24 protein-coding genes, 1 tRNA gene and 3 pseudogenes are annotated in these 21282 nt (G+C 68.9%); 21 read left to right on the top strand and 7 right to left on the bottom strand.

Features of this window, described 5'->3' with window-relative positions; all coding sequences use genetic code 11:
* Window positions 1–190: 190 nt before the first annotated feature.
* On the bottom strand, window positions 191–682 hold the full coding sequence (locus tag ACFRKB_RS27515; protein ID WP_383109167.1) for a hypothetical protein: 492 nt from the start codon (window positions 680–682) through the stop codon (window positions 191–193).
* A gap of 404 nt (window positions 683–1086) precedes the next feature.
* Here ACFRKB_RS27515 and ACFRKB_RS27510 point away from each other — a divergent pair.
* The 6 genes and pseudogenes from ACFRKB_RS27510 to ACFRKB_RS27485 all read left to right on the top strand — a co-directional run.
* Window positions 1087–1317, top strand: a pseudogene (locus ACFRKB_RS27510) (IS5/IS1182 family transposase); the annotation flags it as partial.
* A gap of 96 nt (window positions 1318–1413) precedes the next feature.
* The gene (locus ACFRKB_RS27505) at window positions 1414–2412 is read left to right on the top strand and encodes an RNA polymerase subunit sigma-70 (protein ID WP_383109165.1); all 999 of its coding nucleotides are present in this window, start codon (window positions 1414–1416) and stop codon (window positions 2410–2412) included.
* Window positions 2413–2417: 5 nt separating this feature from the next.
* The gene (locus ACFRKB_RS27500) at window positions 2418–2696 is read left to right on the top strand and encodes a hypothetical protein (RefSeq protein WP_383109164.1); all 279 of its coding nucleotides are present in this window, start codon (window positions 2418–2420) and stop codon (window positions 2694–2696) included.
* 12 nt (window positions 2697–2708) lie between these two features.
* Complete coding sequence (locus ACFRKB_RS27495; protein WP_383109163.1) at window positions 2709–3164, top strand: DUF6069 family protein; 456 nt, start codon at window positions 2709–2711, stop codon at window positions 3162–3164.
* Window positions 3165–3519: 355 nt separating this feature from the next.
* A complete protein-coding gene (locus ACFRKB_RS27490) occupies window positions 3520–4458 on the top strand; it encodes a MerR family transcriptional regulator (protein ID WP_383109162.1) in 939 nt (312 codons plus the stop codon).
* 74 nt (window positions 4459–4532) lie between these two features.
* Window positions 4533–5138 (top strand): GNAT family N-acetyltransferase, encoded by a 606-nt coding sequence (locus tag ACFRKB_RS27485; RefSeq protein ID WP_383109172.1) that lies wholly within the window; start codon window positions 4533–4535, stop codon window positions 5136–5138.
* A gap of 451 nt (window positions 5139–5589) precedes the next feature.
* On the opposite strand, the gene ACFRKB_RS27480 is transcribed toward ACFRKB_RS27485, so the two are convergent.
* Complete coding sequence (locus ACFRKB_RS27480; RefSeq protein ID WP_383109161.1) at window positions 5590–5928, bottom strand: hypothetical protein; 339 nt, start codon at window positions 5926–5928, stop codon at window positions 5590–5592.
* A 240-nt stretch (window positions 5929–6168) separates the two neighbouring features.
* Window positions 6169–6309, bottom strand: a pseudogene (locus ACFRKB_RS27475) (M15 family metallopeptidase); the annotation flags it as partial.
* A 126-nt stretch (window positions 6310–6435) separates the two neighbouring features.
* Here ACFRKB_RS27475 and ACFRKB_RS27470 point away from each other — a divergent pair.
* From ACFRKB_RS27470 to ACFRKB_RS27420, 11 genes are all read left to right on the top strand, one after another.
* Window positions 6436–6651: a hypothetical protein gene (locus tag ACFRKB_RS27470; protein ID WP_383109173.1), complete on the top strand. Its 216-nt coding sequence runs from the start codon at window positions 6436–6438 to the stop codon at window positions 6649–6651.
* Window positions 6652–6726: 75 nt separating this feature from the next.
* Window positions 6727–7401 (top strand): hypothetical protein, encoded by a 675-nt coding sequence (locus ACFRKB_RS27465; protein ID WP_383109160.1) that lies wholly within the window; start codon window positions 6727–6729, stop codon window positions 7399–7401.
* A gap of 409 nt (window positions 7402–7810) precedes the next feature.
* Entirely contained in the window at window positions 7811–8302 is a 492-nt protein-coding gene (locus ACFRKB_RS27460; RefSeq protein WP_383109158.1) for an RNA polymerase sigma factor, read from the top strand.
* Window positions 8299–8916, top strand: a complete 618-nt coding sequence (locus ACFRKB_RS27455; protein ID WP_383109157.1) for a methylated-DNA--[protein]-cysteine S-methyltransferase — start codon at window positions 8299–8301, stop codon at window positions 8914–8916. Before ACFRKB_RS27460 ends, ACFRKB_RS27455 begins: the two co-directional genes overlap by 4 nt.
* Entirely contained in the window at window positions 8913–9698 is a 786-nt protein-coding gene (locus ACFRKB_RS27450; protein WP_383109156.1) for a 2OG-Fe(II) oxygenase, read from the top strand. Before ACFRKB_RS27455 ends, ACFRKB_RS27450 begins: the two co-directional genes overlap by 4 nt.
* Before the next feature lie 104 nt (window positions 9699–9802).
* Window positions 9803–10351, top strand: a complete 549-nt coding sequence (locus ACFRKB_RS27445) for a hypothetical protein (RefSeq protein WP_383109155.1) — start codon at window positions 9803–9805, stop codon at window positions 10349–10351.
* Window positions 10352–10981: 630 nt separating this feature from the next.
* The gene (locus ACFRKB_RS27440; RefSeq protein ID WP_383109153.1) at window positions 10982–11359 is read left to right on the top strand and encodes a methylated-DNA--[protein]-cysteine S-methyltransferase; all 378 of its coding nucleotides are present in this window, start codon (window positions 10982–10984) and stop codon (window positions 11357–11359) included.
* Window positions 11329–11493 (top strand): methylated-DNA--[protein]-cysteine S-methyltransferase, encoded by a 165-nt coding sequence (locus tag ACFRKB_RS27435; RefSeq protein ID WP_383109152.1) that lies wholly within the window; start codon window positions 11329–11331, stop codon window positions 11491–11493. The genes ACFRKB_RS27440 and ACFRKB_RS27435 overlap by 31 nt, the downstream gene beginning before the upstream one ends.
* Window positions 11494–11719: 226 nt before the next feature.
* On the top strand, window positions 11720–12352 hold the full coding sequence (locus tag ACFRKB_RS27430) for a DNA-3-methyladenine glycosylase I (RefSeq protein WP_383109151.1): 633 nt from the start codon (window positions 11720–11722) through the stop codon (window positions 12350–12352).
* Window positions 12349–13113, top strand: coding sequence for a DNA-3-methyladenine glycosylase family protein (locus ACFRKB_RS27425; RefSeq protein ID WP_383109149.1), 765 nt, complete (start codon window positions 12349–12351; stop codon window positions 13111–13113). The genes ACFRKB_RS27430 and ACFRKB_RS27425 overlap by 4 nt, the downstream gene beginning before the upstream one ends.
* A gap of 68 nt (window positions 13114–13181) precedes the next feature.
* Window positions 13182–13255: transfer RNA gene (locus ACFRKB_RS27420), tRNA-Ala, on the top strand.
* A gap of 12 nt (window positions 13256–13267) precedes the next feature.
* Here ACFRKB_RS27420 and ACFRKB_RS27415 read toward each other — a convergent pair.
* The gene (locus ACFRKB_RS27415; RefSeq protein WP_383109148.1) at window positions 13268–14869 is read right to left on the bottom strand and encodes an ISL3 family transposase; all 1602 of its coding nucleotides are present in this window, start codon (window positions 14867–14869) and stop codon (window positions 13268–13270) included.
* 91 nt (window positions 14870–14960) lie between these two features.
* Between ACFRKB_RS27415 and ACFRKB_RS27410 the strand changes: the two are divergent.
* Both ACFRKB_RS27410 and ACFRKB_RS27405 read left to right on the top strand, forming a co-directional pair.
* A pseudogene (locus tag ACFRKB_RS27410) lies at window positions 14961–15503 on the top strand (isocitrate lyase/phosphoenolpyruvate mutase family protein); the annotation flags it as partial.
* Window positions 15397–15861, top strand: coding sequence for an isocitrate lyase/phosphoenolpyruvate mutase family protein (locus ACFRKB_RS27405; protein ID WP_383109147.1), 465 nt, complete (start codon window positions 15397–15399; stop codon window positions 15859–15861). The pseudogene ACFRKB_RS27410 and the gene ACFRKB_RS27405, both read left to right, overlap by 107 nt.
* A gap of 159 nt (window positions 15862–16020) precedes the next feature.
* On the opposite strand, the gene ACFRKB_RS27400 is transcribed toward ACFRKB_RS27405, so the two are convergent.
* Window positions 16021–17070: an LLM class flavin-dependent oxidoreductase gene (locus ACFRKB_RS27400; RefSeq protein WP_383109145.1), complete on the bottom strand. Its 1050-nt coding sequence runs from the start codon at window positions 17068–17070 to the stop codon at window positions 16021–16023.
* Between the two features lie 339 nt (window positions 17071–17409).
* The gene (locus tag ACFRKB_RS27395; RefSeq protein ID WP_383109144.1) at window positions 17410–17820 is read right to left on the bottom strand and encodes a hypothetical protein; all 411 of its coding nucleotides are present in this window, start codon (window positions 17818–17820) and stop codon (window positions 17410–17412) included.
* Between the two features lie 352 nt (window positions 17821–18172).
* On the opposite strand from ACFRKB_RS27395, the gene ACFRKB_RS27390 reads away from it, so the two are divergent.
* Window positions 18173–19708, top strand: a complete 1536-nt coding sequence (locus ACFRKB_RS27390) for a GMC family oxidoreductase (protein WP_383109143.1) — start codon at window positions 18173–18175, stop codon at window positions 19706–19708.
* Here ACFRKB_RS27390 and ACFRKB_RS27385 read toward each other — a convergent pair.
* Window positions 19695–19844 carry a hypothetical protein gene (locus ACFRKB_RS27385; protein WP_383109141.1) on the bottom strand — a complete coding sequence of 50 codons (150 nt, stop codon included), beginning with the start codon at window positions 19842–19844 and terminating at the stop codon, window positions 19695–19697. The two genes, ACFRKB_RS27390 and ACFRKB_RS27385, sit on opposite strands and share 14 nt — an antisense overlap.
* A gap of 422 nt (window positions 19845–20266) precedes the next feature.
* Here ACFRKB_RS27385 and ACFRKB_RS27380 point away from each other — a divergent pair, with 422 nt between their 5' ends.
* Window positions 20267–21145 (top strand): phosphatidylinositol-specific phospholipase C/glycerophosphodiester phosphodiesterase family protein, encoded by an 879-nt coding sequence (locus tag ACFRKB_RS27380; protein ID WP_383109140.1) that lies wholly within the window; start codon window positions 20267–20269, stop codon window positions 21143–21145.
* Window positions 21146–21282 lie beyond the last annotated feature (137 nt).

The raw sequence follows: 21282 nt of genomic DNA, 5'->3' as shown, positions 1-21282 counted from the left end.
GCCCGATGCTGCGCCCGTCCGCCGCGGCCCCGCGGCCGCCCGCCCGCCCCCCACACCGCCCCCCCCCCCGGGGGCCCCCCCCCGGCCCACCGAGGCTGACTCAGTGCCGGGGTCTGCCTGCGGATCAGTGAGCTGTGCGCGCCATGAGCGAGTGGTTGTGGCGCCTCGTGCCACAACCACCGGCGACATGTCAGGACCAGCGGATTGAACTGGCCTTGTCGTCCAGGATGCCGAGGTCGGTGCGGTTTCCGGCGTAGGCGATCGAACCGCCGGTCCAGCCGCGATGTTCGAAGAGGCTGAGCCAGCAGTTTCTGTAGGCGCGGTACGAACCGATCTCGTCGTTCCACCCCGGCTGGATCAGTTCCACCCAGTAGTCGGGCTGATCCGTCGGACCGCTGCAGTCGAAATCACCCTGATAGATCAGCGAGTCGCCGCCGTAGTCCGCGTCTTTGTACATGATGCTGATCGGCGCCAGGGCAGCCGTTCCAGTGCTTTCTCCAGCAACGCCCCTTGTGTTGCCGTCTGTTGCTGCGGGGGAATTCAGTTGCGCCACGAGACGCGGGTCCGCCACGGCCGCGCGTGAGTTGTTCGGAGCGTCGGTGATACGGCCGTCAGTGGCCTTGGCCATGGCGTCGGTGAAGCTGTCGTAGCAGCTCATCGCACCAGTCGTCACATTGGTCACGCAGTGTCGAGTTTTCTCTGCCGCTTGGGTCGGCTGCGCCGTTAACGCGAGCCCGATTCCAGCGATGGCCGCGGTTATCGAAATTATTCGGTTACGCATTCCGGGACCTCTCGATCAGTCGGTTCCACCCGGTCAGGTGACCAGGCGGTGTTAGTTGGAGAGTGTGAGTGCGTGCGAAGAGGCAGAGTCGAGCGCGCCCCCTCGACCTGGCTGTAGCGCGATGCTTTCCGCTTTCGATCAGATTCGGGAATGCTGCTGGGCGTTCGGTCGGCAGCATTACCCAGGCGTCTTTTCGTGCGCCCCATGCGGGCGCCGATAAAACTATCGTTGAGGTCCCGTCATGTCATGAGTAGCGGAGTACTCAGTTCCAGACGGGTATCCATTGCTGAGCCCGGGTCCCCCGGGCACGAAACCACGGCATCAACGCTGCGTTGACCAGCACTGACGTGATGACCTTCGCGGACAAGGCGTATCAAGGCGCCGGCGGTTCCGTGCGTATCCCGTTCAAGGCACCGCTACCGGCCGAAGCTGTCTCGCCGGCAGAAGGCCGAGAACAAGGCCCACGGCGGACCCGCTGCCGCGGCGAACGCGCCGTCGTGCTCCACCACGTCGAGAACCCGACCTACCAAGGGTGAGGAACGCTCGGCCATGCGACCGACCCTGGTGATGAGTTTTCGCGCCCGCACCCGTCACACCTATGACGGGACACGACTAGGCGGAAGGGTGACGTGATGAATGCGGATACGCGACTGGAGGAGCTGGGTGTGAGCGGGCTGGGCGAAGTAGACGAGCCGGCGTTCTCGGGGCTGGCGGAGCGGCACAGGCGGGAGCTGCACGTGCACTGCTACCGGATGCTCGGGTCGTTCGAGGACGCCGAGGACACCGTGCAGGAGACGTTCCTCCGTGCCTGGCGGCGGCGGGAGACCTTCGAGGGGCGGTCGACGTTCCGGGCCTGGCTGTACCGGATCGCCACCAACGCCTGCCTGGACGTGCTCGCCAAGTGCCGTCCGGAACCCGCGACCGGTGGCGAGGTGCCGTGGCTGCAGCCCTACCCGGACCGGCTGCTCGACGAACTGCCCGCGGGCGACGCGGACGAGCCGGAGACCGTCGCCGTCGCGCGGGAGACGATCGAGCTGGCGTACCTGGTCGCGGTCCAGCACCTCGCGCCGCGCCCGCGGGCCGTGCTGATCCTGCGGGACGTGCTCGGCTGGCCGGCGAAGGACGTCGCGGAGCTCCTCGGGGATTCCGTCAACTCCGTGAACAGCGCGCTGCAGCGGGCCCGCGCCGGCATGCGGGAGCACCTGCCCGCCGAGCGGCAGGACTGGACCGGCGGCGAACAGGACGCCGGGACGCGCGAGCTGGTGCGCCGCTATACCGACGCCAGCGTGGCCACGGACGTCGACGGGCTCGCCGCACTGCTGCGGGACGACGTCCGCTGGTCGATGCCGCCCACGCTGGGCCTGTACGTCGGCCGCGACGCGGTGGTGAACGACTGGGTCGAGCACGGCTTCGAGGGCATGAAGGGCCTGCGCGCCGTGCTCACCTCCGTGAACCGGCAGCCCGCCGTCGCCTTCTACCTCTGGCGCAAGCGGGAGGGCGCGTACCTGCCGCTGACGATCGACGTCCTGCGCGTCACCGGCGGGGCGATCACCGAGATCGTCGCGTTTCACGACGACAGGTTCCCGCGGCTCGGGCTGCCGGAGCGCCTGCCGGCGGACGGCACGGAGTAGTCCCGGTGTGGACGCTCACGCTGCGCGGTGGCGCGCGTGTCGCGGTGGTCCCGGCGGAATGGCGCGACGCGTTCGGCGTCGTCACCCGCGGGCGGGTGCAGCTGGAGCTGCGCGACGGCGAGGCCGGGCCGGTTCTCGGACGCGGCGCCGGGTTCTGGCTCCGCGGCACCGGCGTCCGCGCCTTGCGGAACCCCGGCCGCCGTACGGCGCGGGCGCGCATCGTCACCCCTGGGCCAGGACCGTCACATGCCGGTCAGCGGACCCGTAGGCCAGTTACCGAATGACGGAGGAACGACATGAACAGCATGAATGACACCGGGGTCGTCGCAGGCCCGGCATCGGGCCGGACCAGCCACGCTCACCGACTCCGCAGGCTCGCCGGCACCGGCTTCATCGCCGCGCTCGCAGCGACGGTGGTCACCACCCTCGCCGCGGCGCTGGCCCAGGCCGTTGGCGTCGACTTCGAGGTCCCCGATGGTGGCGAGACGATCCCGTTGCCCGGGTTCGCCGTGGTGACCGGCTTCTTCTCGGTCGTGGGCATCGTCATCGCCGTCACTCTTCTTCGTTGGAGCGCTCGCCCCGCCAAGCGATTCGTGTGGACGGCAGTGTCGCTGACCGCCATCTCGTTGGTCCCGCCCTTCCTCTCCGGGGCCAACACCGCCACCATCATCGTCCTCCTCGCGCTACACCTCGTCCCCGCGACGGTGATGATCCCCACCCTGACGCGGAGCCTTCGCACCCGGACCGATTGACGATCCCGCAACGGGACAACGCGCGGCGCAAGGGCGTGCGCGAGCGTACGAACGTGGTCCCCCGGTGCTGCCACCCTCCGTTCCAGGTTCCTTTTCCTGGTCAATTCGGAAGCTGAGCCGCCTCTCTCGGGCCGACGTCAGGCTCAAGCCGCGCCAGGACGCGTTCGCGGAAGAGCCCTGACACCTCAACTACGCCCGCGGGAGGCGGCCACGCCGTAGCCGGCGGGGCGGGGAGCGCTGTGCGTGACGTGGGAGGTTGGAAAGGCTCATTGACTATCAGCCTGCTTCTGACCGATCCCCTGGGGCAGGCAAGACGGCTTGAGTCTCCCGTAGGGGGAGATATAAGGGTGGGGACATGGACGGCAACACGCTCTACTCGATCGGCGAGCTCGCTCGGCGGACCGGTCTCACAGTCAAGACCATTCGGTTCTACTCCGATCGCGGAATCGTGAAGCCGACGGAACGCACCCCGGCCGGCTACCGCCTCTACGACACCGACGCCGTCGCACGCCTGGCCTTTGTGCGGACCCTGCGGGAGCTGGGACTGGACCTTCCTACGATCCGCAAGGTCATGGACCGGGAGCTCTCGCTTCCCGAAGTCGCCGCGGCGCACGCCGACGCACTGGCCGTGCAGATCGGCGTCCTGCGTCTGCGGCGCGCGGTGCTGACCGCAGTGGCCGAGCGCGGGTCTACCCCTGAGGAGACAGGACTCATGCACCAGCTGGCACAGCTCTCCGAGGATGAACGCCGACGTCTGATCGGAGATTTCCTCGACGCAGTTTTTGGTGGTCTCGACACCACTCCTGCATTCGCGGGGGTCATGCGTTCGATGACCCCCGAACTCCCTGACAACCCCGAGGCCGAGCAAGTCCAGGCGTGGGTGGAGCTGGCCGAGCTGTCCCTGGATCCGGACTTCCGTGCCGGACTGCGCCGGATCGCGGAAGACCAGGTCGCCGATCAGGCCCACGACGGCGTTCCGGGGCCGCGCCGTGACGCGGTGGCAGTCATTCGCGACCAGGTCGGCCCGGCTCTGGCCGTCGGCATCGACCCTGCATCGCCCGAGGCCGATTCGATCGTCGCGGCGTTCACGGCACACTACGCCCAGATCCTCGGCCGCCCCGACGACGCCGAACTTCGCCACCGGCTGTCGACTCGGCTGGAGAGCGTGAACGACCCTCGCAGGGAGCGGTATCTCCGGCTCCTCGCGGTCGTCAACGGCTGGCCGGCCCCGGAGAGTCTGGCGCCCGCGTTCGACTGGTCCGTCGAGGCCCTGCGCGTCCGGGCACAGCGATGACTGGGCGGCCACAAGACGGCATGGCCCAGCCATGGTCGGCGTCGGGCGAGCACACCGCCGCGCGTGATCGGCCAGTGCACGCCCCCGTCGTCCTTCAGACAGCCGCGACAACGACCTCTCCCGCTCTCATTCTCCGCCCCTGGTGCATGGAGGACGTTGCCGCATTGGTCAGGGTGTTCCGGGATCCCGTACTGCGCCACTGGACGAGCCACGTCGTGGAGAACGAAGCTGACGGGGCACGGTGGGTACGGGCCCAACTGCGAGGATGGGCAGCCGGGAACCGCTTCGGTTTTGCGGTCTGCGAGACACAAACCAGCTCTGTTCGCGAACAGTTGGTTGGCAATGTGGTCCTCAAGGAGGTCGCCTCCGGCAAACCAGCGGCCGAGGTGGGCTACTGGACCGCGGCGCACGCACGCGGAAGGGGAGTGGCCCCCCGCGCTCTGGAGACACTCACCGGCTGGGCCTTCGACACCTTCGAAGCCGACGGACTGGAGCGTCTGGAACTCCTCCACCAAGTCGGCAACCTGGCATCGTGTCAGGTCGCGCGAAAGAGCCGGTACGGCTTTGACAGCGTCCTGCCAGCGGCGCCTCCTTCTTTCCCTCACGAAGGCCACCTGCACACGCGGGCAAAGCCTGAACGCAAGAACGTGTCTGGCAACACCGCCCTGTGGGGTAGTTGACCAAGCCAGCAGTAGTGAGTGCCGTGCTCAGGATGTCCCGATGGGAGCGAGCCTCATCGCCGATGCCGTCGGCCTGCGTGTCAACAGGCGCCGGCGCTCTCCTCCGGGTCGCGTTCAGTGCCTGTTTCTGAACCCAATAACAGCAGGTCAAGGGCCGTCAGTCCGGAATGAGAGCTTTGGGTGAGCGTTCGGGGAGCGGTCGCATTGACCGCTCCCCGAACTGAAACCGTTGCGGCTCATGCGGCGCGACGGGGGAAGCTGCGAACGCCGTGCATCGGTCCGTAAGACCGCCACCCGGAGCCCTCCGAGGATCCCGGCAGCTTGACCGATCCGAAGGTGATGGTCAGCGCCTTCACTCTCGTCCCGCCGGCTATCAGGCTGCCGAGCCGGTGATCTTGGTCAGATAGGGGTTCCGGGCATGGGCTCCGGGGGTTCAGAAACAGGCACTCACTCAGTACCAGATCCACAGCTTGAACTGGTGGCTGCCCGCAATAGGTGTGCACTCAGCGCGGTAGTAGCGGTTGGGATTGGACTGCACGACCATAATGCCGGCCACGGTGCAGTCGGTGAGGCTGTTGTAAGTGGCCCAATAATGCGCGGTCCCTGCCGCGATACTGGCCTTTTCCCCACTCTGCGCCACACGGTCGGACCCGATCGTCGCGACAGTGGTCGCCTCGGACGAGGCGGCAAACGCCGGCCCGACCGAGACGCCCAGCACAAGTGCGGCACCGACGGCCGCGGTCGCGATAGTACGGCGAATACGCATGTTGTTGCCTTTCGTCGACGTCAATGAGCGGTGTGTGCCTGCTGCCCCTCTTGCCAGGCGGCGGACCTCCTGGTTTGGGGACGCGGCGGCAACTCTGCTCAGCCGACATTGAGTAAACCTGGTGGAGACCTTGAAACCGCAGGTCACGGTGCAATCCCCGTTCCCGTTCGGGGATCGGTCACGGCGACCGTTCCCCGAACGCTTTCCCAAAGTTCCCATTTCAGGCTGACAGCTCTTGACCTGCTGATACAGGGTTCAGAAACAGGCACTCATACGAGTGCCCATGTCGAGCTCGCGCCCGTCGTCATCAGATAGCGTCACGTCAACAGCCGCCCTGGCGCTGTGCGGTGCGATCTCGGGCGGTGACACGTAGCGGCTGGTCGCCCAGCGGACCTGCTCAGATGCCCTCGGTAGCCCTCGACGAACAACAGCCCCATACCCTGGGCGGCTGTGTCTGTGCCGGGCAGGTCGAGCACCATTTCCGGGCTCGGCGCCCAAGGCGGGTTGTCGCTCGCTGGGGGAGGGGGCTGAGTGCTCGGGCAGTGCGCGGGCGCCGGGCGTGTCCAGGACGCGGCGGATCGCCTTCGGATCGGCCCGGTGCTGCCTGGCGAGGGCCTCGACGGTGGCACCCTGCTGGTACGCCTCCACGGCTTTGGCGGCCTGACCTGGGTCGGCCACCCCGCCGCGCTCAGCGTCTTGTCGCAGGCCTCGGTGGCGGCGACGCTTTCGTGGGTGTCTCACGTCTGATCCGCTGCCGGGCGTCCTCAACATGTCGGCGGTCAACGTCGCCCGCCGGTCATCCGATAAAGCGAGGAGCGCATCATGCCGGGGCAAGAAGGCTTGATCGAGCAGAGGAGCCAGGCCGGGGCGGGCGAGCCTGTCCGTACGGGTCGACGCAATCGGGTGCGGCCCGACGGCGAGATCGTGGCCGACCCGGGGCGTGGGCTGTTCTGGGGGAACCGGGGCTCGCTGCTCGGCGCCGCCGGCCAGCCGACCCGCAAGCCGTCTACGCGGGCCTGGGTCTGCTGTGTGCTGGAGTTCAAGGGCTGGTGGCGGGTTCAGTGGCAGCCGGGCCGGCTGACGGAGCTGTACTTCCTCGACGAGGCCACGGCCTTCGCCGCCGGCCACCGGCCGTGCGGGATGTGCCGCGTCCCGGACTACCGTCGGTTCCAGCGGAGCTGGGCCGACGCCCTGGGAGACGGCCTTCCCGGCGCGCCGGAGATGGACCGCAGGCTGCAGGCGGATCGGCGAACGCCCGAAGGACGGCAGCGCACCTTTCAGACGGTGGCCGCCGACCTGCCGGACGGAACGTTCATCCGCCTGGACGGCGAGATCGGGCTGATGGGGCAGGGGCGCTGGCGGCCCTGGTCGATGGGCGGATACGGCGCAGCGCAGGCGATCGCCTCGGATCTCCAGGTGGAAGTGCTCACCCCCGAGATGACGGTGCGGGTGCTGGCCGCCGGATACGTACCTGTCCTGCACCCGTCCGCTGGATGAACGGGACCGGCTGCGGGCCGCGCCGGGAAGACTCCCACCGGATCGGTTGCTGCCGCATCCCGCCGGGAGGCGTGGCCGTGCCCAGGCTGCACCATCCCGGGGTCTGCCTGCGCGATCGTCCCGGGTGACGGCCGCCCGGGACGTGCCGGTGGCACCGCGCCGCCGGTAGGTCGGGTTCTGTGCCCCGGCAGGTGAATTCGGATCTCACATTCACGGCACCCGCACCGTCTTCCAGGTGAGATAGCCGGTGGAGAAGTCGGCCGTGCACGGCGAAGGGCCGAAGGCCGAGCGGAAACCGCCGGGCCTGGAGGGGGCCGGGCCCGGAGGGGTCCGGGCCGGCCGCGACCGGCCGGCTGTTTTGAGAGTTCGAACACATCGGTTCGGAATCAAGGTCTACGACAGGGCGAGTATGAGGGAGCCGTTCGAGAAGGCGGTCGAGCAGCACGGCGCGACCGTGTTGCGGGTGTGTCGGGCGCTGTTGGGGACGTATGACGCCGACGACGCCTGGTCGGAGACGTTTCTGGCGGCGATGCGGGCCTGGCCGGGGCTGCCGGAGACGGCGAACGTGGAGGCGTGGCTGGTGACGATCGCCCGACGCAAAGCGATCGACGTGCAGCGCGTCGCCGGTCGCCAGCCGCTGCCGGTTGAGGAATTGCCGGAGGCGCCCAGCCCGTTGGGCGTGCCGGGCGCCGACGACGGGGAGTTGTGGGAAGCCGTGGGGCGTCTTCCGGGCAAGCAGCGGCAGGCGGTCACGTTCCGCTATCTGGCCGGGATGCCGTACGACGAGATCGCCGCGGTCCTGGGCGGGAACACCGCGGCGGCGCGCCGCGCGGCGGCGGACGGTCTGAAGAATCTACGAAAACACTATCCGGGCGCGACCGCGAGAGGAGCATCCACATGAGCGGCACCCGATCCCACGATGACGTCCTGAGCATGCTGTCGGCTCCCGTCGACGCCAAGACCCTGGCCCGACTGCACCGCCGCCTGGAGGCCGAGGCCCAGGCCGCCGCGCTGGTCGACATCGCCTACACCGTCGTCGACTCCCCGGTCGGCCGGCTGTTGCTGGCCGCCACTGACCGGGGCCTGATCCGCGTCGCCTACGCGGTCGAGGACCACGACAAGGTCCTGCAGACCCTGGCCGACAAGGTCAGCCCGCGCATCCTGCACGCCCCCGGCCGACTGGACACGGCCGTCCGGGAGATGGCCGAGTACTTCGAACGTCGTCGGCAGGCGTTCGACCTGCCGCTGGACCTGTCCCTGTCCAAGGGCTTCCGGCAGCTGGTCCAGCAGCATCTGCCGGAGATCGGCTACGGCCAGACCCGCAGCTACCGCCAGGTCGCCGAGCTCGTCGGCAGCCCCAAGGCGGTGCGGGCGGTCGGCACGGCGTGCGCGACCAACCCGCTGCCGGTGGTCGTCCCCTGCCACCGGGTGCTGCGCACCGACGGCACCCTCGGCGGCTACATCGGCGGCCCGGAAGCCAAGACCGCACTGCTGGAACTGGAGGCCGCGGCATGAACGCCACCACCGTCGTCAAAACGAGGGCGAAGACGAAGAAGAGGACTCCCGGCGCGGACGCCGCCGCCGGAGCCGGGCCGTGGGCGGGCCGGGTCGAGACCGCCGACTGGGACACGGTGGCCGCCGAACTCGACGAGTACGGAGGCGCGTTGCTGCCGCGACTGCTCACCCCGGACGAGGCCGGCCGGATCCGGGACCTGTACGAGCGGCCCGAGCTGTTCCGGTCCACCGTCGACATGGCCCGGCACCGGTTCGGGTCCGGGGAGTACAAGTACTTCCACGCCCCCTATCCCGAGCCGGTCGAGCGGCTCAAGCAAGCCCTGTACCCGCGGCTGCTGCCCATCGCCCGCACGTGGTGGGAACGGCTCGGCCGCACCGCGCCGTGGCCGGACACCCTGGACGAGTGGCTGGACATGTGCCACGCGGCCGGGCAGTCCAAGTCCACCGCGATCCTGCTGCGCTACGGCGCCGGAGACTGGAACGCGCTGCACCGCGACCTGTACGGCGACCTGGTGTTCCCGCTGCAGGTCGTGATCAACCTGGACCGGCCGGGCACCGACCACACCGGCGGGGAGTTCCTGCTGGTCGAGCAGCGCCCCCGCGCCCAGTCCCGCGGCACCGCCACTCTGCTCCCGCAGGGCCACGGCTACGTGTTCACCACCCGTGACCGCCCCGTGCGGTCCGTGCGCGGCTGGTCGGCCGCCCCGGTCCGGCACGGCGTATCGGCGATCCGTTCAGGGCACCGGCACACGCTGGCCCTGGTCTTCCACGACGCCGCCTGAAGCCCTCGGCGGCCGGCGCCGTGGCGGCCCGAACACCGGCCGTGCGCGGTGTGCCGTCCGGGCCCCTGTCGGCAGTGGAAGACCGCTTGCGAGGAAGGCATCCCATGAACCTACGAGGAAGACATCCCGCGGCCCCCTTGACCAGCCCCCTGCTGGTCGATCCTCCACGGCCGGGCCCGGACCTGACGGTCACCGACACCGAAGCCGCCGCGCTGGCCGGGCTTGCCGCGGCGCGCGGCGCCCGGAGCATCGCTGTCGGCTCCGGCCGGACCCCGGCCGCGCTGGCCGCCGCCGACGCGATCACCCGAGCCTGGCGGGCCGCCGGCGGCGTCGTGGTCACCACGACCACCTGGCCGGAGATCGCGGCCTCCTGGCTGTGCCAGGCCCGCCGGTTCGCCGACGCGCCGGCCGACGTGTGGGTGATGACCGGCCCGGAGGTCGGCTGGGCCCAGGTGGCCCGGCGGCTGCTGTGGTCCACGTCCTGGCGGCCCGACCGCACCCTGGCCACCGCCGCCATCGGCCGCCCCGCCACGCTGGCCCTGGTCGGCGCCCAGCAGCTGCGCGGTCTGACCGGAACCGGTGCGAACGGCGACACCTGGACCGTCACCGGCGACGGCGGCCTCGCGGTCACAGGTCCCCGAGCACCGGGATGACGGCGCGGCCACCTGGACCGTCACCGGCGACGGCGGCCTCGCGGTCACCGGTCCTGTAGCACCGGGATGACGGCGCTGTTCGCTTCCGGAAGCGCCGCGCGGCCCGGTCAGTCCCGTCCTCGGTGCGCACCTGCCGCCCGACTGGCTCACTTCGGCCCAGCAGGCGTGGCTCGTCGGCCAGTTCCGCATCTGGGCAGTCGGCCCGGTCCCGATCCGCGCCCCCAGCGTGCGCGGGCACCGGATGAGCGTGCAGAGGGTGTGCCTGGGCTGGCACGGACAGCCCTACCGGTACAGCCGGCACGCCGGCGACGCCCGCACGGCCCGCACCTTCCGCTTCGGCAACACCGCCGGGCCACGTCAGCAGCACCTCGCGCATGACCGGCCTGTCCCACTCCCATGGGAAACCTGCACCCCGATGAGCACGACCGCCCCAGACGCCGCACCCCCCAGGGAGTCCCCGCACGGCTCGTGATCCCGCGCATCCGCGTCCTTCGAGAATCCGGCCTGGCCGCAGCCTTCGGCGGCCTCGCCGTCCTGCCCGGCCGGTCGCGGCCGGAACGCGTCTCACGTTTCAGGGCGCCCGCGCGTCTTCAGTACGGACAGGCAGCACCTTGCAGGCAGGAGATCAAAATGGACGTCCGACACGCCTCTGTGGACAGCCCGGTGGGGCCGCTCCTGGTCGTCGCCGGCGACGACGCGCTGGTGGGACTGTACTTCCAGGGCTACCGGTACACGCCCCCGCCCTCGGCATGGGGCCGCCGCGCCGACACATCGGCCGATCCGGTCCTGGCACAGGCGCACAGCGAGCTCGGCGAGTACTTCGCCGGAAAGCGGCAGGTGTTCGACGTTGCGGCGGTGACGAACGGCGACGAGTTCCAGGAGCAGGTCTGGGCGCAGCTGCGGGAGATCCCATACGGCGAGCGGATCACCTACGCGACATCGCGGTCGAGCTGGGCAGCAGGGGGTTCGCGCAGTCCGTGGGCCAGGCCGTGGGGCGCAATCCGGTGAGCATCGTCATCCCCTGCCACCGGGTGGTGGGCGCGGGCGGCAAGCTCACCGGATTCGGCGGCGGGCTCGAACGCAAGCAGGTCCTGCTGGACCTGGAGGAGCCGGCCGAGACACGGGCCGGACGGCTGTTCTAGCCGCGACTTCACGCTCCGGCGAGACGGCATGCCTGTCCGGCAGTGCACACCAGACCCCCGTGAGGGCGGCCCGTGCGGGGACGCGGGCCGCCGGCGCCCTGCGCCGCACAACGCCCAGGTCCGGCACCAGCGCCACGACAGGCGCCTTGGGCCCAGGCGATCGAGACCCATCTGTCCCTTGCGAGACCCATCCGTCCCTTTGAAGAACAGCGAGGAACGTTCCCCGATGGCCAGCGCCACCGCCCCTGCACCGAAGCATCCCGTCGACCCCGGGGTGGTGGTCGGCGACGACGGACTCGCCCGCCCCGCGTGGGCCAGCACCGATCCGATGCTTCGCCAGTACTACGACACCGAGTGGGGCATGCCCGTGCGCGACGAGCACGGCCTGTACGAACGGATCAGCCTGGAAGCCTTCCAGGCTGGACTGTCGTGGGCGACGATCCTGCGCAAACGTCCGGCGTTCCGTACCGCGTTCGACGATTTCGACCCCGACCGGGTCGCCGGCTACGGCGAAGCCGACGTCGAACGGCTCATGGCCGACGCCGGGATCGTCCGCAACCGCGCGAAGATCCTGGCGGCCGTGGCCAACGCCCGGGCGACCATCCGGCTGCGCGAGCGCGGCGGCCTTGTCGAGTTCGTGTGGCGGTTCAAGCCGCTGGACACCCCCAAGCCGCACACATTCGCCGAGATCCCCACCATCTCCCCCGAATCGCGGGCCCTGTCCGAAGCACTGCGCGCGCAAGGGTTCGCGTTCGTCGGCCCGACCACCATGCACGCCCTCATGGAAGCCATCGGCATCATCGACACCCACCTGCTGGGCTCCCACCGCCGTGGCTCCTCCGGAATCTGGCCGGCATGACCCCGACCACCCTGCGCACCGGCCCGGCCGGGCCGTTCGATCACGACGTCGCCCTGGCCACCCTCGCCGCCCACCGCATCGAAGGACTGCACGCGATCGCCCCCGAACACGCCGAGCTGCAGCGCTGGATCGACGTCGACATCGCCGCGATCGCCGCAGACACCGTCCTGGGCCCGCTGATGGCCGAGCGCCCGGGAGTGCGGATCACCCGGTTCCACAGCGCGTACGAAGCCGCGCTGTTCACCGTCATCGGACAGCAGGTGTCCCTGGCCGCCGCCCGGCTGTTCGGTTCGCGGCTGATCGCCGCCTACGGTGCCGAAGCCCCCAACCGCGCGTTCGGCGGCGGTCTGCGCGCGCTCCCGGCCCCGCATGTGATCGCCCGTCAGTCCGCCGAGGAACTGCGCGCACGCATCGTCCTGGCCGGCGCCTGCGCCCGCACTGTGCTGGCCATCGCCGAACTGTTCGCCGACCTCGGCGACACCGAGAACCTGCCCGGCCGCGCCACCCTCGCTGCGGTCTACGGGGTGGGGCCGTGGACACGGGCCTACCTGGCTGTCCGCGCCGGAACCGACCTTGACACCTTCCCCGCCGGCGACGCGGTCCCGCGGCGCGTCTCCCAGGTGTGGCCGAGATGCGGTCCGGAAGGAGAACGACACATGTCCGACATCCGAACCCGGCAGGAGCGTGCCGAGCTGTTCCGGAGCCTGGCTTTGTCCACGAGAACGGGCTCTGGCTCAGGTTCTGTGAGGTCGTCGCGCTGAGTGACCAGTCCTATGGGATAAATTTCAGAGCGCTGGGTGTGGGTGGCTCCTATGATCGTTGGCGGGATGGGGCTCGTAGCGCAGTGGCTGTCGCGCCTTCACCGCATGTGGGAGGACGCCGGTTCGAATCCGGCCAGCCCCATCCCACCCTGGCTCATGCCAACAGGACGCGTTTACGCAGGAGTTGGAATCCTGCGCGGCCGAACATCTGGCGCTTGAGCATCTTGATCCTGTTGACATGGCCTTCGACGACGCCCGAGTTCCAAGGGAGGGTGAGGCCGGCGATGACGGCTTTGCGGTCGCGGTCGATGCCCGCGGCGAGCGTGTGGAGGCTTGGCAGGTCGTCCTGTCTCACGGCGGTGAGCCAATCCGGCAGGCGCTCACCCTGGCGCTCGGTGAGCATGGTCGCGAAGGACCGAACGTGCCTGGTGAGTGCGTCAATTTCGGGGCAGTTGGTCCGGACGTGCTTCAAGTTGAGCTGTTCGGTCTCGGAGAGATTCTCCGGACGGCGGAGGACCCATCCGGCGACGCTCCGGGGCGAAGGCGGACGGGCCGTCACCGACCGTGGCGAGGTGCGTTTCTGGCGAACGTAGGCGCGAACCCGCTGGTAGCTGCCCGTGTAACCGAGCGGGACGATCTCTTCCCACAGTTTCCAGGCGTTGGTGCAGCCTTCGTTCCAGCGGTCGTCGAGGTAGGGCTTGTACTCGTCGAGAACCGAGGTCCTTGCCTGCCACTGCCCGGTGAAAAGGTCTTCCGGCCTGGCGGCGTCCGCGTACCGTTTGACGGTTCGGCTTGTCATGCCGAGCTGCCGCTGGATTGCGCGGCGGCTGTGCCCCGCCTCCACCAGGGCGTGGACCGTGGCGTGAACCGTCCGGGTCCGGTCGGCGAACCGGTGGCCGGTCGGCCAAGGCGAGCCGGACGACTCCTGCGCAGGTTCTGGCTCCGTCTCGGGCGTTTCAGGTGTTTCGGGAGCCAGAACACGCAGACATCGGCGGTGCTGGGCGATGCTCCGCTCGGCGGCCTCGCTGAGGTTGTGCCAGAGGTGCCACCGGTCTGCGACCTGCACAGCCTGCGGTGCACCGGCGGTGGTGCCCTCGGCAAAGAACGGCGCACGATCCCGACACACGACCTCGATTCCGGGCCGCTGGGCCAGCCATGCGGCCAGGCTCGACGACTCCCGGTCCGGCAGCATGTCGATCGGCCGGCGGGTTTCCACGTCGACGAGGACCGTGCCGTAGTGGCGGCCCTTGCGGGTGGCGTACTCGTCGACGCCGACCACCCGCGGAGCGGGCACCTCAGGCTCGGGAAGCGCGTCGATCAACCGCAGGACCGTGCTGCGGCTGACCCCCGCACCCATGATGTCGGCCAGGCGGGCGCCGGCCCGGCCCGCGAGGGCAAGACCGATCGCGGCCAGTGTCGAGCGGAGCCGCTCGGTCCGCTGACCGTTTCTCCGGGTCAGGCCAGGTATCTGCTCGACGAACGTGCGACGTCCGCACTCAACGTTCCGGCAGGCGAACCGGCGGACCTGAAGCTGGAGAACGACGCTTCGTCCCGCACTCGGAACATCAGCGGGAAACCGCAGGTAGGAGCCGTGCACCTTGGCTGACCACGCCCCACAACCTGGACACGAGGCACCAGCTGTGGTGCACCGCACATCAACACGCACTATCGCGATGTTCACGTCTACCGACAGCACCGTGACGTCTGCGATCGACGGGAACAACAGCTCTTCCAGCCGGAACAAGATCTCATTCACAGCCCCGAACTGTCGGCCCGGTCACTCGTGCCACTGCTCGTTTTGAGGCAACTTCCCAGGGCCCCCACGGAGTTCAGCCGTCACCCACAGTGTGCGGATCACACAACCTGAGCCAGAGCCCGAGCTCGTGAACATCGACTTGGCCGCCTTCGGGGGTGCCTCGCGCGCTCATCGACAAACGACTTTCGTTCTCGTGGACAAAGCCAGGAGCCTGCACGACGACTTCCTCGTGCTGCCCGACGCCTGGGATGCCGGTAGCGCCCGTCTTGCCACCGAGGCCGGCGCCACGGCCATCGCGACCTCCTCGGGCGCGCAGTCCTGGCCGCAGGGCGTCGCCGACGGCCGCTCGCCGGCCAAGGCGGACGTGCTGGCGAACCTGGAGCGCATCGTGGCGGCCACCGACCTGCCGGTCAGCGCCGACGTCGAGAACGCCTACGCCGACAGTGCCGACGAACTGCGCGCGACGATGGCGCAGTTCCTGGCCACCGGCGTCGTCGGCATCAACCTGGAGGACTCCGGCGCCACCGATGGGCCGCTCTACGGCACCGCGGCCGCCGCCGAGCGCATCGCGGTCGCCCGCGCGGCGGCCGACGACGCCGGCGTCGACCTGTTCATCAACGCTCGCACCGACGTGTTCCTCCTCGGCGTGGGCGAGGAGGACGGCCGGCTGGCGGACGTCATCGCCCGCGGGAAACGCCTACCGGGAGGCCGGCGCCTGCGGCCTGTTCGTCCCCGGCCTGCTCGACCTCGACGCGCTGGGCACGGTCGCGCGCGAGACCGGCCTGAAGGTCAACGCCATGTGGCTGCCCGGCGCCCCCGCCCCCGAGCAGCTGCGCGAGGCCGGCGTGTCCCGGTACTCCGCCGGCACGGCGATCGCCCCGGTCGCCTACACCGCCGCCGCCGACGCGGCCCGCGCGTTCCTCGCCGGACAGGACAAGGCCATGGCCGCGTCCCTCAACTACGCCGCGTTCAACGACAAGTTCGCGAAGTAGCCCAGGCCGGGGTGGGCGGCCGGGCCGCCCACCCCACCCATTCTCGCAGCGCCGGTCCCTCCTCCCCTGACCTCTGTCACCGGGGTCGACCGGGCGCTTTCGCGTCCGGTCCGTCGCCCGACGCCGAAGGCGGGGGAGGCAGGGCGGGTGCGGCACGGGTCAGGTGAAGGCGGGCATGATCCTGTCGTGGATCAGACGGAGCTGGGTGTTCGCGTCGGCCACGCCCGCGAGGTCACGGCCGGTGAAGGCCTTGACGAGACTGCGGTCGGTGATGGCGCAGATCATGTGATTGACGCCGCTGGGAGCGATCTCCCGCTGGATCTTCTCCAGGCACTCCTCGGGGGTGCCCGCGATGGAGAGACGTTCGGCGATCTCGGGCGTGGTCAACTCGATGCCGCGGGCGAGGTCACCTGCGGCGATGGCGTCGATGACCGGTTTCAGTTCGCCCGGGTCGACCCCGTTGCGGCGCAGTTGCTCCTCGGGCATCGAGGAGGCATAGATGCCGACCATGCTGCGGGCAGCGTCCTTGGCGGTCGCGGAGTCGGGCCCGGTGGCGAAAACGACCCAGGCACCGATGTCCAGTGACCGCCAGTCCTTCCCCGCACGCTCGGCTCCGGCCCGGAGGTGCCGCACCGCGTAGTCGTACGCCTCGCGCGTATAGCTCAGCGCGTGGTGGCAGCCGTCGGACAACTCGCCGGCCGCCTCGAAGGACTTGGGCCCGCGCATCGCCCCGAGCTTGAGGGGCACGCGCTCCTGGACGGGGCGGGCGAAGGTGAACAGCCCGTCGTAGGAGTAGAACTCGCCGTCGTACGAGATGGCTCCCTCGTCCAGCAGGGTTCGCACCACATGCAGCGCTTCCTTGACCCGGGACAACGGCCGAGCGCGGGTCCAGTCGATGCCGTACTGAGCCAGCAGCCCGAAGTTCCCGCTGGACAGCACGCCTTCCGCCCGTCCGCCGGACAACTCGTCGAGTGTGGCCAGCGCCTGCGCGATCAGGGTGGGCTCCCGGATCGTGACCGGGGACACGCTCGGGCCCAGACGGATCCGGCTGGTCTGGCCGGCGGCCGCGGCGAAGAGCAACCACAGGTCCTTGTGCCAGGTCTCGTCGGCGGCGTAGCAGGCGTAGAAGCCGAGTTCATCGGCGAGCCTGATCGAGGCCAGTGAGTCCTGGAGCGGATAGTCGGGGAGCATCGCATAGCTGAATTTCACGGGCGCCACCTTCCGAAACGGGAACGGGCGGTACGGACCGCCGGGCGGGTTACCTCTCCTGAGAGTGTGGACGCAGAACTCCAACTGTCCAGTGGGTGGGCGCTAGTTGGGGTCGAAAGTCGGTGGCTCAGTGACGGTCGGGTCTCGCCCCGCCGGCCGTGTCCGACAATTCTGGCGCCGGCACGGGGTCCGGGCATCGCGCCGGTCCCAGGTCTTCGGATCTGTCGCCACGCCGACCCGGCGTGGACGCGCCGACGAGTGACGGCCCTCTTGTGCAAGTTCGTAGTTCGGATTCACCACCGAGGTCAGGTCGACCGCCACCACCGCTCAACGTGCCGGCTACTTGGGGGCGGTGAACGAGTAGGTGGCGGTGCCCTTGAAGTATGTGTTGTCGTCGAGCTTGCCCAGCTCCAACTCGAACGTCCCGCGCTTGAGGCCGTCACCGATGACAGCCTTCGCACCAGCGCGGCACTTGATGGTCCTGGAGCCCACGTCAGCGTTGATGCCGTCCGTGGCCCGCAGCAGTACCGTCATGTCCCTGTTGGGGTCGCTGCACTTCTTGACGGTGAAGTGGACGGCGCCGCCGCCGGTCTTGAACTCTGGCGTCAGCCACAGGTGGCTGTAGTTGAAGTTCACCGTCCGGCTTGCCGCATGGGCCTGCGCTGCCTGCGTGACGGCGAGAGCCGCGGCGCAGGTCGTGGTCACTGCGATGCGGGTGAGGCGCCGCATCGCAGTACGAGAACGGGGCATATTTCCCTCTCCTTGGGGGCGCGATCTTCGTGAACTCATCGTCTCGGACCCGATATCAGCGAGGTATCGCGCATACAGGTGACAACACCATGGCGATGTTGACCGCCTTCCGGTGACGGTGCCTCCGGCTTCCCGCCGGCACCGCCGCGCCCCGTAGAACGCCGCCCCCAACTTGGCCTCCCCACTGCGCTCATCAGGCGGAATCATGGCTTGCCACGTCAAAGGTGGGCGTGCTGCTGAGACGACCCGAGCGAAGTCCGGCTTGTAGTACAGGGGAGCGAGTTATAGTCCACGCAGCGCGCGTCTGGTGACGTTAAAGGGCACCTGGTGTCACTGAGCGAGGAGGTTCGCTGTGGAGAAATACGGCTACATAGTGGTCGGAGCGGGCACGGCTGGGTCCGTTATGGCGGCCAGGCTAAGCGAAGATCCCTCCGTGAGTGTCCTGCTCTTGGAGGCAGGGTCAAGTGACCGGCCGGGCGACGAAAAGGGCGTCGCCGATCTGTGGGGAAGCCGGTTCGACTGGGCCTTTACCAGCGTGCCGCAGAAGAATCTGGATGATGTGACGGTGCCCATTCCGCGCGGACGGGCGCTGGGCGGCTCTAGTTCCATAAATGGCTCATACCATATACGTGGCCACCGCTCAAGCTACGATGCCTGGGGGAAATCCGGGGCTCAAGGGTGGGATTTCGAGGCTTTGCTGGCCTCCTTTCGCCGGAGCGAACAGACCACGGGAATGGATACCCAGTGGCGCGGAACCGATGGCCCCATGGTGATTGAACCTCCGGCCCCACTTTCTCGTGATGCCTTCTTCGGCGCAGTCCTGACCGCAGCAGAAGAGGTCGGGCACAAAAGTCTCGTTGACGGGAACGGTGCCGAATCGGAGGGAGTGGCACCGACAGAGATCAACCTGGTGCAAGGGAAACGCCAGAGTGCGGCGGATGCATACCTGCGGCCTGTCCAGCACCGCCCCAACCTGACCGTGACAACGGACGCCACGGTCCATCGGCTCCTGATGGAAGACCGCCGTTGCGTCGGTGTCGAGTACGTTGTCGACGGCCAGAGCGTCCAGGCGGGAGCTGACCGGGAGGTCGTTCTGTGCGCCGGGGCGGTGGGGTCACCTCACATCCTGCAGCTGTCGGGGATCGGCCCGGCTGCTCAACTCCGCGAAGCAGGAGTCGAGGTTGTTCACGATCTGCCGGGGGTCGGAGGTAATCTCCAGGATCACACCTATGCGCATGTGGGGTTCGCTACGTCGGCCCCTGTCCCGGCCGCCAGTCCGTACACGCCGTACATTCTCACCCGCAGTTCAGCGACCGCTGAGCCTGATCTCCAACTCGTTGCCGTGCCGCTGCTTTTACCGATCCGGGACGCTGCCGCGAAACTCGAACCCTGGGGCAGTGACTCGTGGACCTTCCCCGGTGCAAACGGCTACTGCATCGCGTTCTCGTTCATGCGACCCGAGAGCCGGGGTTCGGTGCGCCTGGCCGACCCGGACCCGGCCACGGCTCCGCTGATCGACCTGGGGCTCTACACCGAATCTCGTGATCTGGACCGCATGGTCGCCGGCCTCCGCGCCGCTCTGGCTATTGGCCGCGCCGATGCCCTGGCCTCCTTGCGCCAGGGCGAGGAAGCCTTCGGCCACCCGCTGGAAACCGTGAGTGACATGCAGGATTACGTCAAACTCGCAACGGGCAGTTACTTCCACTTGGCCGGCACGTGTGCGATGGGAACGGGATCACAGGCTGTGGTCGACTCGGACCTGCAGGTGCACGGTGTTCAGGGAATCAGGGTGGTGGACGCATCGGTAATGCCGTCACTCCCCGCAGCGAATACCAACGCCACTGTCCTGGCCATCGCCGAACGGGCTACTGAGCTCATTCGGTCCTGATATCACCGGAGTCGTGTCGCACCGGCACGAGGAGCGACGCTTCCTTCGTCAGCAGGCCGGCCGACATGCCGGGTGTCATCACCGCCGACCACCAGTGTGCACGGGTGGACATCCTGACGTTCACCAGCGCGGGCATGACGCTTGCCCTGACCGAACTGCGCAGCAAGGAGATCCCAATGACTCCCACCGAGCCTGTTCTCTAACGCTCCTGTGAGGAAGGGAAGGTGGGCGTCCGTCGGCTGCTGAGAGCTGGCTCGACAGCGGTGCGGCCCCGGTGTGATCACGTGCGTTGTCGAGACACTGTTGATCACGCTGCCCTGACTGGCCGCGCGGCGTTCTTGGGCCGGGGGCCGTGCGGAGTACGGGAGCCAGATCGCCTCACATCACGCGAGAGGGGTAGCGTCTAAATTGCTCATTGTTGATGAGCAATTCTCCTTGTGCGCCGTGCCTGGCCATCTTGCAGATGGCCGGCGGCTTAACACCTATCGGCGCCCCTTGCGTGCAGCCATTCCGACTTCGGAGACTCCGAGTGCTCGTCACTCATCCACTGGAGAATCCGTGTTGCTCACGCGCCGCAAGGCAGTTACCACTCTCACCGCCGCATTCGCCGCAACCGTCGCCGTCCCCGCCGTCGCCCAGGCCGGGGAGCAGCCGACGACGGTGCGGGACAAGCGCAACCGCCCCACCGTGCGGCCCCTTCGTCATGCTCACGCGCACAACGACTATCTGCACGAGCGTCCGCTTCACGACGCCCTCGCCCACGGGTTCACCAGTGTTGAGGCGGACATCTTCCTGGTCGACGGCGAGCTTCTCGTCGCCCACACGGCCGAGGAAATCGATCCGAGCCGCACCTTGAAGTCCCTCTACCTGGACCCGCTGCTCGCCCGCGTCCGCGACAACCACGGCTCCGTGTACCGAGGCCGCAGCCGGCCCGTCCAGCTGCTGATCGACATCAAGAACGACGGTGTCGCCTGCTACCAGGAACTCGACCGCCAGCTCCGTCCGTACAGCCGGATACTCAGCGCCTACCGTCACGGGCGGGTGAGCCACGGTGCTGTCATGCCCGTCATCTCCGGCGACCGCGCGGCCCGGACACCCATGGAAGCGCAGCAGCAGCGCTACGCGTTCTACGACGGCCGCCTCGATGACCTCGGCACCGCCGCGGACACGTCCTTGATCCCTCTCATTTCCAGCAACTGGAGCAGCAGTTTCACCTGGCAGGGCGCCGGCCCCTTCCCGGCCGCCGAGCGCGACAGTCTGCACACCATCGTCGGCTCCGCCCACGACCGGGGTCAGCGGGTCCGGTTCTGGGGAACGCCCGACGCTCCGGGGCCGGACCGGGACGCGCTCTGGACCGAACTGCTCAGCGCGGGCGTCGACCACCTCAACACAGATGACCTCGCGGGACTGGAGCGCTTCCTGCGCGGGCAGGTCTAGGCCGTTTCGTCCGGATCATCTGATCGTGCGTCCGGGTGAGCTACTGACTGACGTGCGATAGGCGCGAATCGAACCGCTGCGCGCATCAGCTCGTCGGGGGGGGGGCCGGGGAGTTTGGCCCCCCCCCCCCACCCCCC

This window comes from Streptomyces scopuliridis, assembly GCF_042790125.1.
Lineage (GTDB): Bacteria > Actinomycetota > Actinomycetes > Streptomycetales > Streptomycetaceae > Streptomyces > Streptomyces scopuliridis_A.
Note: the sequence above shows the minus strand (reverse complement) of the source record. Positions and strands in the feature narration are given on the sequence as shown.

Bases quoted from the DNA above. Each gene is read 5' to 3' on its own strand.
- ACFRKB_RS27465 (WP_383109160.1), top strand. From the start codon at position 6,727: ATGCCGGGGCAAGAAGGCTTGATCGAGCAGAGGAGCCAGGCCGGGGCG.
- ACFRKB_RS27425 (WP_383109149.1), top strand. From the start codon at position 12,349: ATGACCCCGACCACCCTGCGCACCGGCCCGGCCGGGCCGTTCGATCAC.
- ACFRKB_RS27395 (WP_383109144.1), bottom strand. From the start codon at position 17,820: ATGCCCCGTTCTCGTACTGCGATGCGGCGCCTCACCCGCATCGCAGTG.
- ACFRKB_RS27445 (WP_383109155.1), top strand. From the start codon at position 9,803: ATGAACCTACGAGGAAGACATCCCGCGGCCCCCTTGACCAGCCCCCTG.
- ACFRKB_RS27405 (WP_383109147.1), top strand. From the start codon at position 15,397: ATGGGCCGCTCTACGGCACCGCGGCCGCCGCCGAGCGCATCGCGGTCG.
- ACFRKB_RS27460 (WP_383109158.1), top strand. From the start codon at position 7,811: ATGAGGGAGCCGTTCGAGAAGGCGGTCGAGCAGCACGGCGCGACCGTG.
- ACFRKB_RS27455 (WP_383109157.1), top strand. From the start codon at position 8,299: ATGAGCGGCACCCGATCCCACGATGACGTCCTGAGCATGCTGTCGGCT.
- ACFRKB_RS27440 (WP_383109153.1), top strand. From the start codon at position 10,982: ATGGACGTCCGACACGCCTCTGTGGACAGCCCGGTGGGGCCGCTCCTG.
- ACFRKB_RS27495 (WP_383109163.1), top strand. From the start codon at position 2,709: ATGAACAGCATGAATGACACCGGGGTCGTCGCAGGCCCGGCATCGGGC.
- ACFRKB_RS27430 (WP_383109151.1), top strand. From the start codon at position 11,720: ATGGCCAGCGCCACCGCCCCTGCACCGAAGCATCCCGTCGACCCCGGG.
- ACFRKB_RS27490 (WP_383109162.1), top strand. From the start codon at position 3,520: ATGGACGGCAACACGCTCTACTCGATCGGCGAGCTCGCTCGGCGGACC.
- ACFRKB_RS27505 (WP_383109165.1), top strand. From the start codon at position 1,414: ATGAATGCGGATACGCGACTGGAGGAGCTGGGTGTGAGCGGGCTGGGC.
- ACFRKB_RS27385 (WP_383109141.1), bottom strand. From the start codon at position 19,844: ATGCCCGCGCTGGTGAACGTCAGGATGTCCACCCGTGCACACTGGTGG.
- ACFRKB_RS27450 (WP_383109156.1), top strand. From the start codon at position 8,913: ATGAACGCCACCACCGTCGTCAAAACGAGGGCGAAGACGAAGAAGAGG.